Raw genomic sequence first — 15,436 nt, 5'->3', positions numbered from 1 at the left:
GCTCATGTCCCGGCTTCTCCTCAGCTTTTACGGCGACGATTTTACCGGCTCCACCGACGTCATGGAGGCGCTCGCATCGAACGGGATCGCAACCGTGCTGTTCCTGGGCAGGCCCGACGGTGACATGTTGGAGCGGTTCAAGGATTGCCGGGCGCTCGGCATTGCCGGCTCCAGCCGAAGCGAGACGCCGGAATGGATGGAAGCGCATCTTACGCCGGCACTCGCTTGGCTGCAGAACCAACACGCCGAGATCTGCCACTACAAGGTCTGCTCGACCTTCGATTCAAGCCCGACAATTGGCAATATCGGCAAGGCGATAGAGATCGGCAAACGCCTGTTCAACCAGCCCTGTGTTCCGGTCGTGGTCGGCGCCCCCCAGCTCAAACGTTACACCGCCTTCGGGCACCTGTTTGCCGCCTATCAGGGCAAGGTCTACCGGATCGACCGCCATCCCGTGATGAGCCGGCATCCGGTCACGCCGATGGATGAGGCAGACCTTACCTTGCATCTCGGCAAGCAAACCAGCCTTCCGATCGGTCTCGCCGACCTCGCAACACTGACAGCCGCCGGGTCGGATGCGCTTGTCGATGCACAAAGATATGAAGCACCGAGCATCTGCATTCTGGATGTCGAAGGCGACGCAACACAGCTTGCGGCCGGCCGGCAATTGCTGCGGCAGAAAGCGGCGACTGACGGGCTTTTCGTCGCAGGCTCGTCCGGTGTCGAATACGCGGTGATTAACGCATGGAGAAACGAAGGCGTGATCGGCGAAAAGACCGAGTTCCCCTCGCCCGGCCCGGTCGACAGAATTGCGGTCGTATCGGGAAGCGTGTCGCCGACCACCGAGAGGCAGATCCGGACCGCTGCGTCGGAAGGTTTCGATACCGTGGGAGTCGATCCGCTCGCCCTGCTGGGCGAAGAAGGTGACCGTGTCGTTGAATCAGCAGTCGCGCGCGGGATCAGCAGCTTGAGCGCTGGCAGAAGCGTCGTGCTGAATACCGCGCTTGGTCCCTCTGCTGATCGCGGCGGGGAGATCGATCGCGTTCCTGGCGCCCGCCACTGCCTCGGCAGAAGCCTTGGCGTCATCCTCCGCCGGCTGGTCGAACAAGAGGGCCTAAAGCGCGCTGTGATCGCCGGCGGAGATACGTCGAGCCATGCGCTCCTAGAGTTGCGCATCGAAGCGCTGACAACACTCCTGCCCCTTCCCCAAACCCCGGGCTCCCCCCTTTGCACCGCACACGGCAACTACCGCCCAACAAACGGCCTGCAGATCGCGCTCAAGGGCGGCCAAGTCGGGACGGATAGCTACTTTGCACAGATCCGGGATGGGAGAAGCAGCTAGTAATGGCGCCTGGATCAATGCTGATTGACATATGACGAGCCAGAGATATGACAGCGCCGCCTCACAGAAACATCATAACATACTCATTGACTCATCATACCAGTTAGCGTAAACCACCTAAAACTAAGGTGGTGAGGAAACATGACTGCAATTGCTCTGTTCGGCGCGGGCGGGAAGATGGGATACCGGCTCGCTAAAAACCTCAAAGGTTCACGTTACGACGTTCGCCACGTGGAAGTGAGCGATGCCGGAAAGGCTAAGCTAGAAAACGAGCTCGGCTTGTCCTGCGTGCCGGCTGACCGCGCGCTTGATGGCGCCGATGTCGTGATCCTGGCAGTGCCAGACACCGCAATCGGCAAGGTTGCAGCATCGATTTCCGATAAGTTAAAGCCCGACACTATGGTAGTGGCGCTCGATGCGGCAGCGCCTTTCGCCGGTCACTTGCCCAAGCGCGACGACCTGATCTATTTCGTCACGCATCCCTGCCACCCGCCGATCTTCAACGACGAGACGGACATGCGAGCGAAAAAGGATCATTTCGGCGGCGTCTTTGCCAAGCAGCACATAGTCTCGGCGCTGATGCAGGGGCCTGATAGTGCCTATGGAGTGGGTGAAGAGATAGCCAAGCTGATTTGGGCGCCGGTCATGCGCTCGCACAGGGTAACTGTCGAGCAGATGGCGATGCTGGAGCCAGGTCTTTCCGAAACGGTCTGCGCCTCGCTTCTGGTCGTCATGCGCCAGGCGATGGACGAATGTGTCGCAAGGGGTGTTCCCGAGGAAGCCGCTCGCGACTTCCTGCTCGGCCACATGAACGTCCTGGGCGCCGTGATCTTCAAGGAGGTTGATGGAGTGTTCTCTGACGCCTGCAACAAGGCGATCGAGTTCGGCATCCCGGCGCTGATGCGCGACGATTGGAAACGGGTGTTCGAGCCTAAGGAAATCGCCGACAGCATTCAGCGTATTACTTGATCCGCCGAGGGCTTTGCCCTTCAACTAGCAGCCCCGAGGGAGACGGGGCCTTTTTTAACCGGGAGGAAACCATGAAATTGACACGTAGACTGACTGTGACCGTTTTTGCAGGCTTGCTGACCATGGGCGCAGCGATGCCTGCCTTTTCAGCGGATCTGATCGCCATCATCACACCGGCACATGACAATCCGTTCTTCAAGGCCGAGGCCGTCGGTGCCGAAGCCAAGGCGAAGGAGCTTGGATACGAAGCTTTAGTCATGACCCACGACGACGACGCCAACAAGCAGTCGCAGATGATCGACACGGCGATCGGCCGCGGCGCCAAGGCCATCATTCTCGACAATGCCGGTGCCGATGCAACTGTGGCTGCTCTCAAGAAAGCCAAGGACGCGGGCATTCCGTCGTTCCTGATCGACCGCGAGATCAATGCCACCGGCGTCGCCGTTGCGCAGATCGTCTCCAACAACTACCAGGGCGCCCAGCTCGGTGCCCAGGAATTCGTCAAGCTGATGGGCGAAAAGGGCAATTATGTCGAACTGGTCGGCAAGGAATCCGACACCAATGCCGGCATCCGCTCGCAGGGCTATAACGACGTCATCGGCGACTATCCGGAGCTGAAGAACGTCGCCAAGCAGTCCGCCAACTGGAGCCAGACGGAAGCCTATGCGAAGATGGAGACCATCCTGCAGGCCAACCCTGATATCAAGGGCGTGATCTCCGGCAACGACACCATGGCGATGGGCGCCATCGCCGCGCTGCAGGCCGCCGGCCGCAAGGACGTGATCGTCGTCGGCTTTGACGGTTCGAACGATGTGCGTGACTCGATCAAGGCGGGCGGCATCAAGGCCACCGTTCTGCAGCCTGCCTATGCTCAGGCCCAGATGGCTGTCGAGCAGGCCGATGCCTACATCAAGAACAAGACTGCGCCGAAGGAAGAAAAGCAGCTGATGGACTGCGTGCTCATCAATGCCGACAACGCCTCCAAGCTCGAGACCTTTGCACTGAGCAAATAACCCGGGTTCCAGAACCGGAGAGCGCGCACCCCGCGGGCTCTCCGAATTCTTCCAGCGAAGTGGAGTGCATTCGATGCTGAGGATGAGAGGCGTTGTGATCGTCGCCGTGCTCGCGGCAACGCTGCCTGCGTGCAAGATTATAAAAACGCCGACCGCCGAAGAAAAGGCCGCAGAGGCGGCGAAAACCGCATTCGATCCGGCAGCCAAGGTGGACGCAGTCTGGCAATCACAGGCAGTTACGTTTCTGCAGGGCCGTGCAGCTGATATCCGTGAGGTCACCGACCTTGCAGCATCACGACCGGACGAAGCCGGCCAGAAGTACGGCAACCCGCGCAAGCAGGCGAGCGCCCCCTGGACCTATGCCGTCAAGTTTACGGGCAAGGTGGTTGCCGCCGACACCCAGTCACGCGCCGCTACCCTCGACGTCGACACCGATGGCGATGGCAAGGCGAACGCCAAGGTTCAGATCGGTCCTGCCATCCGGGGAACGGCGCTGCGCGACGCCCTGGAGTTCGTCAATTTCAATGAATTTAAGAACCAGATCGAATGGGCGCAATTCGGCAAGGCATTCAACGAGAAGATCGCCACCGATTTCCTAGCAAAAGTTCCGCGCGACGGTCTGACGGGCCGGAACATCTCCGTCGTGGGCGCTTTTCCCCTGCCCGCATTAGGACAGTTGCCGCTGATTACGCCGTCCGCGCTGAACCTGGGTCAACCCGAATGACGGCGACCGGCATCGAACACAACCCGGAGGTGATCCTGCGCCTCGACGATGTATCAAAGGTCTATTCCGGCATCGTCGCCGTCAAGCGCGCAAATCTCGAACTGCGGCGCGGCGCGGTCAATGTTCTGGTCGGCGAAAACGGAGCCGGCAAATCGACATTGATGAAGATCATCGCCGGCGTCGAGCGCCCGACGCTGGGCCGTATCATCCTTGACGGCGAGCCGGTGTTCTTCAGCAGTCCCGCCGAAGCCCAGGCCCACGGCATCGGCATGATATTCCAGGAACTCAATCTGTTTTCCAATATGAGCGTTGCCGAGAATATCTTTGCGACGCGCGAAATTACCCGCGGTCTGCGTGGCATCGACCACGCGGAGCAGGTCGCGAAAGCCAACGGCTTTCTCAAGCGGCTCGATGCCGGCATCAGTGCAGAGACCATGGTCGAGGATCTGCCGATCGGTCAGCAGCAACTGGTCGAGATCGCCAAGGCGATGTCCCTCAACGCCCGCATCCTGATCATGGACGAACCGACGTCGGCGCTCTCGGCGGCCGAAGTCGAGATCCTGTTCAAGGTCATCAACGAACTGAAGGCACAGGGCGTTGCCATCGTCTACATCTCGCACCGGCTGGAAGAACTGATGCGGATCGGCGACTACATCACCGTCCTGCGCGACGGCCAGATCACCGGCCAGGCGATGGTCAAGGACATCGACACGAAATGGATCGTGCGTTCAATGATCGGCTCGGACGCGAAGGATTTTGCCCGCGCGGTCGATCCCACCATCGGCGATGAGGCATTCCGGGCCGAAGGCATCAGCCTCGCGCGCCGCACCGGCGGGCTTGCGGTCGATGATGTGACGCTGTCGGTCCGTGCGGGCGAGATACTCGGCATCTACGGACTGATGGGCGCCGGCCGCAGCGAATTTTTCGAATGCGTGATGGGCCGGCATCGGCACGCCACCGGCAAGATCTTCATCAACGGCCGGGAGGTCCGCGAACGCGACACGACGCGGCGTATAAGGCGCGGACTTGCGCTTATCCCGGAAGACCGCCAGCGAGAAGGCCTGGTGCCGGTCTTGTCCATTGCCAGCAACCTTACGCTGGCCAGCCTTCGACGGTTCGTCCGGGTATTTCACGTCGTTGAAAGCGCAGAAAAACGGGCGATCAAGGCGATCATTCAGGATCTGTCAATCAAGGCGCCAAATCCTGACTTCGAAGTCACCTCAATGTCGGGCGGCAACCAGCAGAAAGTGGTGATCGGCAAGGCATTGATGACGTATCCAAAAGTGCTGCTGATGGACGAACCGAGCCGGGGTATCGATGTCGGCGCCAAAGCCGACGTATTTCGAACCATGCGCCGGCTGGCCGGCAGCGGCCTTGCGATCCTGTTTTCGACCTCGGATCTCGAGGAGGTCATGGCGCTTTCCGACCGGATCGCGGTGCTGAGCAACGGTAAGCTTGTTGCCGTTTTCGACCGCCATGGGGTCACGGAAGAAGCCATCGTCGCGGCTTCGGCCAAGGGGCATACACAAAAAAGGGACCACGCGTCATGACTGCAGACACCTCCACCGCAATCCCCGCGACGCGATCGAATGGTTCCTGGCTCCTGACCCTGATGAAGCTGAGAACATTCATTGCGCTTTTTGCAGTGATCATCTTCTTCTCGATTTTCGCACCGAACTTCACCTCGACGGCCAACATGATCCTGATGTCGAAGCACGTCGCGCTCAACGCCTTCCTGGCGATGGGTATGACGTTCGTGATCATCACCGGCGGCATCGACCTGTCGGTCGGGTCGATCGTGGGCTTGTGCGGCATGGTCGCCGGCGCCCTGATACTCAACGGCGTCGTCCTGCCGATCGGCTACACGATCTACTTCAACATCTACGAGATCGTTATCATCACGGTGCTGGTCGGCCTTTTCATCGGCCTGATCAACGGGTTGCTGATCACCAAGCTCAATGTCGCCCCTTTCATCGCGACCCTCGGAACGCTTTACATCGCTCGCGGCATGGCGCTGCTTTCCTCCGACGGCCAGACATTTCCGAACCTCGTCGGTCGCCCGGAGTTTGCAACGACCGGTTTTGAGTTTTTGGGCGCCGGCCGAATTCTTGGCTTGCCGGTATCGATCTGGATGCTCGTCGTTCTGGCCCTGATTGCCGCATACATCGCGCGTTCGACACCGATCGGGCGGCACATCTTCGCGGTCGGCGGCAACGAGCGCGCGGCCCGCATGTCGGGCATCCGCGTCGATGTGGTCAAAATCTTCGTCTACATGTTCTCTGGCCTCTGCGCAGCCATCGTCGGTCTGATCATCTCTTCGGAGCTGATGGCAGCACATCCGGCTACCGGCGAAAGTTTCGAGCTGAATGCGATCGCGGCTGCGGTTCTGGGCGGCACATCGATGTCCGGCGGTCGCGGCACGATCGGCGGCACCATCATCGGCGCTTTCGTCATCGGCATCCTTTCCGACGGGTTGGTGATGATGGGCGTTTCGTCGTTCTGGCAGATGGTGATCAAGGGTCTTGTGATCATCATCGCCGTAATTGTCGACCAGGCGCAGCGTCGCCTCCAGCAGCGCGTCACACTGATGCAGATGGCAAAGGCAGGTTGAGCATGACGGATCAGCTACGTGGCGCCCTGATCGGCTGCGGCTTCTTCGCAGTCAACCAGATGCATGCCTGGCGGGACGTGACCGGTGCCGATATCGTGGCGATCTGCGACCGCGATCCGGCCCGCCTGGAAATCGTGGGCGACCAGTTCGGCATCGAGCACCGCTACAGCGATGCGGCCGCGCTGTTTGCTGATGGCGGCTTCGATTTCGTCGACATCGCCACGACGGTGCAGAGCCACCGGCTTCTGGTCGAGATGGCCGCTGCGCACGGGATACCCGCCATCTGCCAGAAACCGTTCGCAAAAACTCTCACCGACGCCAAGGCCATGGTCGAAATTTGCAAGCAGGCCGGTACTCCCCTGATGGTGCACGAAAACTTTCGCTGGCAGACGCCGATCCAGGCTGTGCGCCGGGTGCTTGATTCAGGGACGATCGGCGAGCCCTTCTGGGGCCGGTTTTCATTCCGATCCGGCTACGACGTGTTCTCCGGGCAGCCATATCTGGCTGAAGGGAAACGTTTCATTATCGAGGATCTCGGCATCCACACGCTCGACATCGCCCGCTACATTCTTGGCGATGTCGGCGCTCTTTCGGCGCGCACCCGCCGCGTCAATCCGGCGATCAGGGGCGAGGATGTGGCAACGATCCTGCTGGACCATGAAAACGGCGCCACATCGATCGTCGATGTCAGTTATGCCAGCAAACTCTCGACCGAGCCTTTCCCGGAAACGCTGATCGAACTCGACGGTACCCACGGCAGCCTACGGCTTTCGCAAGGTTATCGCATGGAGGTCACAAGCCCCGGCGGCACCGAAATCTCGGACGTATCTCCGAGCCTTTTACCCTGGGCATCCCGGCCTTGGCACAACATCCAGGAAAGCGTGTTTGCCATCCAGCAGCACTGGACGGATCGGCTCAAGGCCGGCACCGAAACGTCCACGTCGGGCGCCGATAACCTGAAGACCTTCGCCTTGGTGGAAGCCGCCTATGCCAGCGCGGCGAGCGGCCAAACTCTGAACATCGAGGCGCTCCTGCGATGAGTATCGCGCCGGATCATTTCGCGCTTTACGGCACCCATGCCCGTGAGACGCCGCCGGTCCGGCTGACTGCCGGTAAGCTTTCCGTGGATCTCTCAAACGGCAATCTGCGCAGCATCACGTATGACGGCGTGGAGGTGCTTCGCGCCATTTCCTACCTTGTGCGGGATCGCGACTGGGGAACGTACAACCCGGACCTGACGGATCTCGACATCCTGCCGCGGGATGGTGTCTTCACGGTCGCGTACTCCGCTTGCTACGCGGGTCCGGCCGGAACCGAACTGACGGTTCGTGTGTCGATTTCTGGCGACGCTTCAGGCAGTTTGACATTTTCTGCCGATGCATTGTCATCGACCGGTTTCGAGACCAATCGCTGCGGATTTTGCATCCTGCATCCGATCGTGGGTCTGGCAGGATCGCCGGTGACCGTTGCGTATGTCGACGGCCGGTCCGAAGAAACCTGCCTGCCTGATCTGATAGAACCCTGGCAACCCTTCCAGAACATGCGGGCAATCACCCATACGGTCCTGCCCGGCGTCGTGGCCGAATGCAGGATGGATGGTGACACGTTCGAGATGGAGGATCAGCGCAACTGGTCGGATGCGTCCTACAAGACCTATGTTCGCCCCCTGGCGCTGCCCTGGCCTTACACAATCGAGCCATCGCAAACAGTGGCGCAGGCGGTAACGCTCACCGTCAGAGACCATCGCCCTTCCGCATCTGCGCCAGTGAAGAAGTCTTCGGCTGCCAGCGTCGTCATCACCCACGGATCGAAGACAGGCACATTCCCGAAAATCGGCCTGATCATCACCCCCGAAGAGGCAAAATCCACACTGCGGCAGGCGGCCCTTCTGGCACAGGTCGCACCCCAGGAACTGCTCTTTCATTTCGATCCGCTAGCGGGACACAACGCGGACTGCTTTATCGATTTTGCCGCCATTTCCAGGCTGCATACCGGCACGATCACCCTTGAAATTGCACTCGCCTGCCAGCAGCCACTCACGGACGAGACCGTCGAGATCGCCGAATGGATGCAATCGGCCAGGTTTCGACCCAACGCGGTTGTCATCTCGCCCGACGTGGATCGGCAATCGACGCCACCCGGCAGCACCTGGCCGGAATGTCCACCCCTGGAAGAGGTTTATGCGGCGGCGCGCAATGCTTTTCCGGGCATCAGGCTTGGGGGCGGAATGCTGAGCTACTTTACCGAACTGAACCGCAAGCGCGTGCCGGCCGACAATCTCGACTTCATCAGCCACTGCACCAACCCCATCGTCCATGCGGCCGATGATCTGAGCGTAATGCAGACCCTGGAAGCCCTGCCTTTCATCACACGATCCGTGCGCGAGATCTACGGCGACAAGCCCTACCGTATCGGCCCTTCGACGATACCCATGCGCCAAAACCCCTACGGTAGCCGGACGTTGGACAATCCGGGCGACAGACGCATCGCCATGGCCAGTACCGATCCCCGTCACAACGGATTTTTTGCGGCGGCCTTTGCCATGGCCTATGCGAGCGGGACCCTCGATGCCGGGCTGGAATGCTTGACCCTCTCGGCGTTGACGGGACCTTTCGGGCTGGTCGCAGGCAGGAACGAGCCGACACCGGAAGGTGAAGCACGTCCGCTATTGCGCATCGTACACGCGCTTGCCGGATTGGCCGGTCGAACCTGGAAGCAATGCATCTCGTCCGACCCGACGCGCCTTCTATGCTTTGAAGCGCAGGTTAGCGAAACGTCGTCAATCTGGTTGATCAACATTACCGCGGAACCGGTAACCGTAGATCTGACGGAATGGGCTGGCAGCGATCACTGTCGGGCAGGAGTGCTGATCCTTGCACCCTTCTCGACCGAGCAGATCGCAAGGGTCTGATTGCAGACAGAATTCAGCATCGTTTCCGTAGTTTCGCTGTCAGCGGAGCAGCGGCTAAGGAAGCGTCGGAAAAGTTGGTCTGAGATATAGGATAGGTGGCGTGCGCCTTGAAGGGATTCGAACCAGCGACCGGTGCCTTCGGTTCGCTAAACGCATGTAACCTGAGCCAAAGAAATCGCTGCTGAGGCAAGTTAATTTATGGAACTTAGCGGAGTAGCGAATGCATTGCCGATCTTTAACCCGGAACGCGAGGTGGCCATCAGCGCCTCAACAATTACCTTCTGGTTGAAGTTTCAAGGCACGTGATACGAGCGTCCGAACTAGATGGGCGAGCGACGTTACAACCTTTATGACCGTCGAAAGTGCTTTAAAGTCACACAGAATTCAATTCCGATCGACAGGGATAATGAAGGCTGTGACGGGGGGCGCGTTGCCTGTCAGTCTGCGGATTTCGACCATGCAAGTCTGCGCGCTGCATCCCTGTGACAATGACGACGCGCCCTGGTCCAGTGTCACGGCATTCGGGTTGCCGTGCTTTTCAACGCCAGTCGACCAATCCGGGTCGAACCAAGCGCCGGTAGACAGCCGCACGACGCCCCTCATCACCGCGTCGGTCAGACGGGCCGACGACAGGCAGCGGCCGCGAGCGTTGAAAATTTCGACAAGATCGTCCTGGGCGACACCACGGTCTGCGGCATCGAGTGGGTGAATGTCGACCGGCTCACGGCCGTTGACTTTTCCGGCCTTGCTATGCGGACTGGCATCCAGCTGGCTGTGCAGGCGGCGGGTCGGCTGGTCGGAAATCAGGTGCAGGCTGCCCGCGGGGCTATCGACACTGCTAAGCCATTCCGGCGGCGGCATCCAGGTCGGGTGGGCCGGGCAATCATCGAGATCGAATCCGGCCAGCGTTTCGGAAAAGATCTCGATCCTGCCGGACGGGGTGGGCACCGGAAAGGCCGCCACGTCGTTGCGGAACTGTTCCAGCATGATCATCGGCTTTGCCATCGGCTGCAGGTCGAACAGGCCCTCCTCCCAGAAGCGCTCGAAATCGGGCATGTCGATGCCCTTCTCGGCCGCGTTGGTGCGGGTGACGCCGTAGAGACGCCTCAGCCAGCCGTTCTCGTCCAGCCCATCGTCGAAATTGACATTCATGCGCTTGCCGAGTTCGCAGAAAATCGAGAAATCGTCGCGCGCCTCGGCAAAGGGTTCTGACACTTTTTTCATCGCCACGATAAAATCCTCACCGCCGGAGGCGCCGATATCATTGCGTTCCAGCGGCGTCGTCACCGGCAGCACGATGTCCGCCAGCTTGGCCGTCGCCGTCCAGTAGGGCTCGTTGACGATGATCGTCTCCGGTCCTTCCCAGGCTTTGAGCAGCCGGTTGAGGTCCTGGTGGTGATGGAACGGGTTGCCGCCGGCCCAGTAGACCGCCTTGATATCCGGATAGCTGTGGGTCACGCCGTTGTAGGTAAAGGTCTCGCCGGGCCGGGTCAGCAGGTCGGCGATACGGGCCACAGGGATGAAGGCTGGGCACGGATTGTTACCTTGCGGAAAAGCGCCGGCCTTGAATTTCACATTGGCATGGCCAACCGAATTTAGCGCCCCGTAGCCGACGCCAAAGCCACCGCCCGGCAGGCCGATCTGGCCGAGCATGGCGGCCAGCGTCACGAGCATCCAGAACGGCTGTTCACCGTGGACGGCGCGCTGCAGCGACCAGGACATGTTCAACATCGTCCGCGCCCCTGCCATCTGGCGGGCCAGTTCGGGGATTCGATCCGCCACGACGCCGGTAATCCCTGTGGCCCATTCGGGTGTTTTCGCGACACCGTCCGATGCGCCGACCACATAGGCTTCGAACCGGTCGAATCCGACGCAATGGCTGGCGAGGAAGGTTCGGTCGGCCAGGTTTTCGGCGATCAGCGTATGGGCGATGCCCAGCATCAGCGCCACGTCGGTATTCGGACGGATCGCCAGCCACTCGGCCTCGACTGGCATGTTGTCCGATACCGGGCTGATATTGACGAAGTTTGCTCCCCGCGCCTGCATTGCCTGCATGCCCGGCGTCACCCGATGGCGGCCGGCTCCACCCGCTGACATCTGCGCATTTTTCACCGGAACTCCGCCGAAGGTGACGAACAGTTCGGTGTGTTCGGCCATCACTTCCCAGGAGGTATGCTGATCGAGCAGGATTTCCGTCGAAGCGACCACGTGCGGCAGGATCACCCGTCCGGCGCCGAGACTGTAGTTGTCGACATGGCTGACATAGCCTCCGATCAGGTTGAGAAACCGGTGCACCTGACTTTGCGCGTGATGAAACCGGCCGGCGCTGGCCCAGCCATAGGAGCCGCCGAAAATCGCCTGATTGCCATGGTTCTTGACGATCCTGTCGAGATCCTTGGCGACGAGATCCAGCGCGACATCCCATTCGACTTCTACGAAGGGTTCGCGGCCGCGCAGATGCGGGTTCGTACCGGGGCCGCCTTCGAGCCAGCTCTTGCGGATGGCCGGGCGGGCGATGCGCACCTGCCGGAGCGACGGCGTGGCCATGTGCAGCCCGATCTCCGAGGGATCGGGATCGGCGCTGAGCGCCGTGATGACCGGATAGCCCTGATCGCTGTTGACTTCGTAGATGCCCCAATGGGCCGCTGTATAGGTTTTTGACTTGCGCATGGCTACTTGACCGCCAGGATCTGCGCGTCACGCGATTGCAAGGCATGGACCACGCGGGCGGCGCCATCGTCGATCGCATGCTCGATCGCCGCACGCGCCTTATCCGGCGCCCGCGTGCGCAGTGCCTGCAAGAGCTCTTCGTAATTGTGATGCTCGGACATGACACTCTTTTCTTCCGGATAAAGATAATTGAAGCCGGGACCAGCCTTCAGCCATAACGTCTCGATCACCCCGAGCAGCGTCGGCATTTCGGCTGCGGCATACATCCCGAAGCGAAATTCCTTGTTCTTTTGCAGGGCGAGATGCGGATCGGCAGAGTTCTTGGCCGCCAGATAGTCAGCCAGCAACGCCTCCATCCGGGCAATGGCCTCCGGTCGGATCAACGCGGCCGCCTTCGATGCCGCCAGCCCCTCCACGGCCTTGCGGATTTCGGCGATTTCCAAATATTGTGCGACGCTCAAGGTCGGCACGCGAAACGATTGCGCCGGTTCGGCAGTCAACACGCCCGACGAGGCAAACCGCACCAGTGCTTCACGGACCGGGGTAATGCTCATGCCCAGGGAATCCGCCAGATCCCTGGTAACTAGACGGGTGCCTGGCTCCAGGCGACCCTCGATCAGCGCTGCACGTAACTCATCCTCGACGTGGGCCACCAGGCTCTTGCGCGGAGCAGCGCTAAACAAATTTATACTCAAAATAGACTCCTTTTAAGAAAATGCCCGGTTTTTTACCATGTCTCCCGACACGCACATATCTTGTGCAGCAAGAATATATCATATATCGTTCCTGCATTCATAGTCCTTTGGTGCGTCGCAACGTTGCAAGCAAAGGGCTCAAGCGCCAGGAGAAAGTGCGAGCCTCATGAAGAAATTTGCTGCCCTTGCCCTTGCTACCGCGATACTGCTGCCCTTGGCCGCCGTCTCCGCGAGAGCGACTGATATCACGGTCGCCCGTTCGGCCTCCACCACCGCCATGGACCCTGGGTTCCTGCGCGAAAGCGCCACCATCGTAGACAACATTTTCGACACGCTGGTGATGCGCGACAAGGATATGAAGCTTGTTCCAGGGCTGGCCGAATCCTGGACCGCGATCGACGATACCACATGGGAATTCAAACTGCGCAAGGGCGTGAAGTTCCACAATGGTGAAGATTTCAACGCCGACGCCGTCAAGTTCACGATCGATCGTGTTCTCGACCCGGCCGCCAAATCGCCGACACTCTCCTATATCCGCACAATTGCCATCGTCACGGTCGTCGATCCTTACACCGTGCGCATCAAAACCTCGGCTGCCGACCCGCTGCTGCCGACCCGTATGAGCCGTTATCCCGCCTATATCGTGCCGCCAAAATATGTCACCGAAGTCGGCAACAACGTGTTTGCCACCAAGCCTGTCGGCACAGGCCCCTACAAGTTCGTCGAATTCATTCCGGACCAGCACGTCATCCTGCAGGCCAACAAGGATTACTGGCGCGGTGCGCCGTCGATCGACAAGGTCACCTGGCGCGCCATTCCCGATGGCACCGCGCGTCTGACCGCACTGGTCACCGGCGAAGTCGATCTGATCGAGAACGTGCCGGTTGATCTCGCGCCGATGATCGCCTCCAGCCCGGATGCCGACCTCGTTCCGGTCAAGAACGGAGGCCTGACCATCTATCTCGGCCTGGTGATGAACCAGAAGCCGCTCGACAACGTCAAGGTCCGCCAGGCACTCGACATGGCAATCGACCGTCCGTCGATCGTGAAGAACATCCTGCAGGGCATGGCCACCGCCAAGGGCACCCAGGTCGGCCCGGCCGATTTCGGCTACCTCGACATCCCGGTGACCAAGTTCGATCCGGCCAAGGCCAAGGCGCTGCTGGCGGAAGCCGGTTATCCGAACGGCTTTACCATCAAGATGCAGTCGACCACCCGCTACATGAAGGATGGCGAGGTCGCCCAGGCAATCGCCCAGCAGTTCGGCGATATCGGTGTCAAGATCGAGCAGGAAGTGCTCGACTGGTCGGTCTACACCCAGCAGGTACCGCGCAAGGGCCCGATCTTCATGCTCGGCTGGGGCTCGACCCAGACGCTGGATGCGGACGCCGCCGTTTACGCGATCATGAAGACCGGCGAGCCCTACTCGACCGCTTCGATCCCCGAACTCGACAAGCTGCTTGACGAAAGCCGCAGCATCGTCGATCCGGCCGCCCGCAAGGTGGTGCTCGAGAAGATCCAGACACTGTCAGCCGAGCAGGTTCCGCTGATCCCGCTCTATCAGGAAGACAGCATCTATGGGAAAAGCAAGAAGATCGCCTTCGAAGGCCGTCCCGACGCGCGCATCCCGATCTTCGACATCAAGACAAAGTAAGCAATGACCCGGTTCTGGAATGTGAAAGACAATGCCGACGCCGTGCTGGCGATCACCCTGCTGATCGCCATCGTCGCCCTGTGTATCGTGGTGCCGCTGGCCTGGCCGGTGAATGCCACGCGCGGTCTGCTGACCGCCACATTCCGACCGCCATTGACCACCGTCGGGGACCAGTTCTATCCCCTCGGCACAGACCAGCTCGGGCGCGATCTCCTCGCCCGGCTGGGTTTGGGAACGTTGATATCGCTCTGCATCGTGCTGTCGGCCTCGGTGATTTCGGTGGTCCTTGGCACCACGCTCGGGATGATCGCCGGCTATTTCGGCGGCTGGGTCGACGTGATCATCATGCGCGCCGTCGATATCCAGCTTGCCATCCCCTTCATTCTCCTGATCCTGCTGATCGTCGCCGTGATCGGCCCGAGCATGGCCAATCTGGTGATCGTGCTTGGGGTCACCGGCTGGGCGATTTTTGCCCGCGTCGCCCGTGCCCGCACCCTGGAAGTGCGCGAACTGGAATATATCGACGCCTCGCGCGCCATCGGCCTGTCGCAGGCCGGCATTATTTTTCGCCATGTGCTGCCCAACATTCTTGGGCCGCAGACGGTACTGCTGACGCTCGATTTGCCGCGGTTGATCATTCTGGAAGCCTCGGTCGGTTTTCTCGGACTGGGCGTACAGCCGCCGACGCCGACGCTCGGCAACCTGATCGGCGAAGGCCGCTCCTATATCCTTCTCGCCAACTGGCTGGTGCTCTATCCTGGCCTGGTAATCGGCGCTTTCGTCATCGGTTGCAATCTGCTGGGCGACTGGCTGGTCCGGCGCGCTGACAGCAGGAATTCTTAAGCCC

At 60.4% G+C, this 15,436-nt stretch carries 12 protein-coding genes; 10 read left to right on the top strand and 2 right to left on the bottom strand.

The annotated features are described in order from the left end of the window. Nucleotides 1-4 precede the first annotated feature (4 nt). The 8 genes from ACQY1K_RS22545 to apnL all read left to right on the top strand — a co-directional run bounded on the left by ACQY1K_RS22545 (nucleotide 5) and on the right by apnL (nucleotide 9,570). Entirely contained in the window at nucleotides 5-1,342 is a 1,338-nt protein-coding gene (locus ACQY1K_RS22545; RefSeq protein WP_062577308.1) for a four-carbon acid sugar kinase family protein, read from the top strand. 141 nt (nucleotides 1,343-1,483) lie between these two features. Continuing rightward, the gene (locus ACQY1K_RS22540; RefSeq protein WP_430259635.1) at nucleotides 1,484-2,311 is read left to right on the top strand and encodes a phosphogluconate dehydrogenase C-terminal domain-containing protein; all 828 of its coding nucleotides are present in this window, start codon (nucleotides 1,484-1,486) and stop codon (nucleotides 2,309-2,311) included. Between the two features lie 71 nt (nucleotides 2,312-2,382). Continuing rightward, complete coding sequence (locus ACQY1K_RS22535) at nucleotides 2,383-3,324, top strand: D-ribose ABC transporter substrate-binding protein (RefSeq protein ID WP_062577305.1); 942 nt, start codon at nucleotides 2,383-2,385, stop codon at nucleotides 3,322-3,324. A gap of 73 nt (nucleotides 3,325-3,397) precedes the next feature. Beyond that, complete coding sequence (locus tag ACQY1K_RS22530) at nucleotides 3,398-4,048, top strand: DUF2291 family protein (RefSeq protein WP_430259633.1); 651 nt, start codon at nucleotides 3,398-3,400, stop codon at nucleotides 4,046-4,048. Beyond that, nucleotides 4,045-5,598: a sugar ABC transporter ATP-binding protein gene (locus ACQY1K_RS22525; protein ID WP_430252365.1), complete on the top strand. Its 1,554-nt coding sequence runs from the start codon at nucleotides 4,045-4,047 to the stop codon at nucleotides 5,596-5,598. The genes ACQY1K_RS22530 and ACQY1K_RS22525 overlap by 4 nt, the downstream gene beginning before the upstream one ends. After that, the gene (locus ACQY1K_RS22520; protein WP_062577300.1) at nucleotides 5,595-6,659 is read left to right on the top strand and encodes an ABC transporter permease; all 1,065 of its coding nucleotides are present in this window, start codon (nucleotides 5,595-5,597) and stop codon (nucleotides 6,657-6,659) included. The genes ACQY1K_RS22525 and ACQY1K_RS22520 overlap by 4 nt, the downstream gene beginning before the upstream one ends. A 2-nt stretch (nucleotides 6,660-6,661) precedes the next feature. Further along, nucleotides 6,662-7,699: a Gfo/Idh/MocA family protein gene (locus tag ACQY1K_RS22515; protein WP_430259630.1), complete on the top strand. Its 1,038-nt coding sequence runs from the start codon at nucleotides 6,662-6,664 to the stop codon at nucleotides 7,697-7,699. 2 nt (nucleotides 7,700-7,701) lie between these two features. Then, a complete protein-coding gene (gene apnL, locus ACQY1K_RS22510; protein WP_430260633.1) occupies nucleotides 7,702-9,570 on the top strand; it encodes a D-apionate lactonase in 1,869 nt (622 codons plus the stop codon). 384 nt (nucleotides 9,571-9,954) lie between these two features. Here the strand turns inward: apnL and ACQY1K_RS22505 are convergent, their stop codons facing one another. Next, nucleotides 9,955-12,240 (bottom strand): molybdopterin guanine dinucleotide-containing S/N-oxide reductase, encoded by a 2,286-nt coding sequence (locus tag ACQY1K_RS22505; protein ID WP_430259628.1) that lies wholly within the window; start codon nucleotides 12,238-12,240, stop codon nucleotides 9,955-9,957. Nucleotides 12,241-12,242: 2 nt separating this feature from the next. Next, nucleotides 12,243-12,893, bottom strand: coding sequence for an FCD domain-containing protein (locus ACQY1K_RS22500; RefSeq protein ID WP_430259626.1), 651 nt, complete (start codon nucleotides 12,891-12,893; stop codon nucleotides 12,243-12,245). 208 nt (nucleotides 12,894-13,101) lie between these two features. Between ACQY1K_RS22500 and ACQY1K_RS22495 the strand changes: the two genes are divergently transcribed. Together ACQY1K_RS22495 and ACQY1K_RS22490 are read left to right on the top strand one after the other, a co-directional pair. Beyond that, nucleotides 13,102-14,589, top strand: a complete 1,488-nt coding sequence (locus ACQY1K_RS22495; RefSeq protein WP_430259624.1) for an ABC transporter substrate-binding protein — start codon at nucleotides 13,102-13,104, stop codon at nucleotides 14,587-14,589. 3 nt (nucleotides 14,590-14,592) lie between these two features. Beyond that, nucleotides 14,593-15,432 carry an ABC transporter permease gene (locus ACQY1K_RS22490; RefSeq protein WP_430259622.1) on the top strand — a complete coding sequence of 280 codons (840 nt, stop codon included), beginning with the start codon at nucleotides 14,593-14,595 and terminating at the stop codon, nucleotides 15,430-15,432. Nucleotides 15,433-15,436: the final 4 nt, after the last annotated feature.

Source organism: Neorhizobium sp. IRS_2294, assembly GCF_050500145.1.
GTDB classification, from domain to species: domain Bacteria; phylum Pseudomonadota; class Alphaproteobacteria; order Rhizobiales; family Rhizobiaceae; genus Neorhizobium; species Neorhizobium soli.
This window is presented reverse-complemented; position numbering and strand designations above follow the sequence as displayed.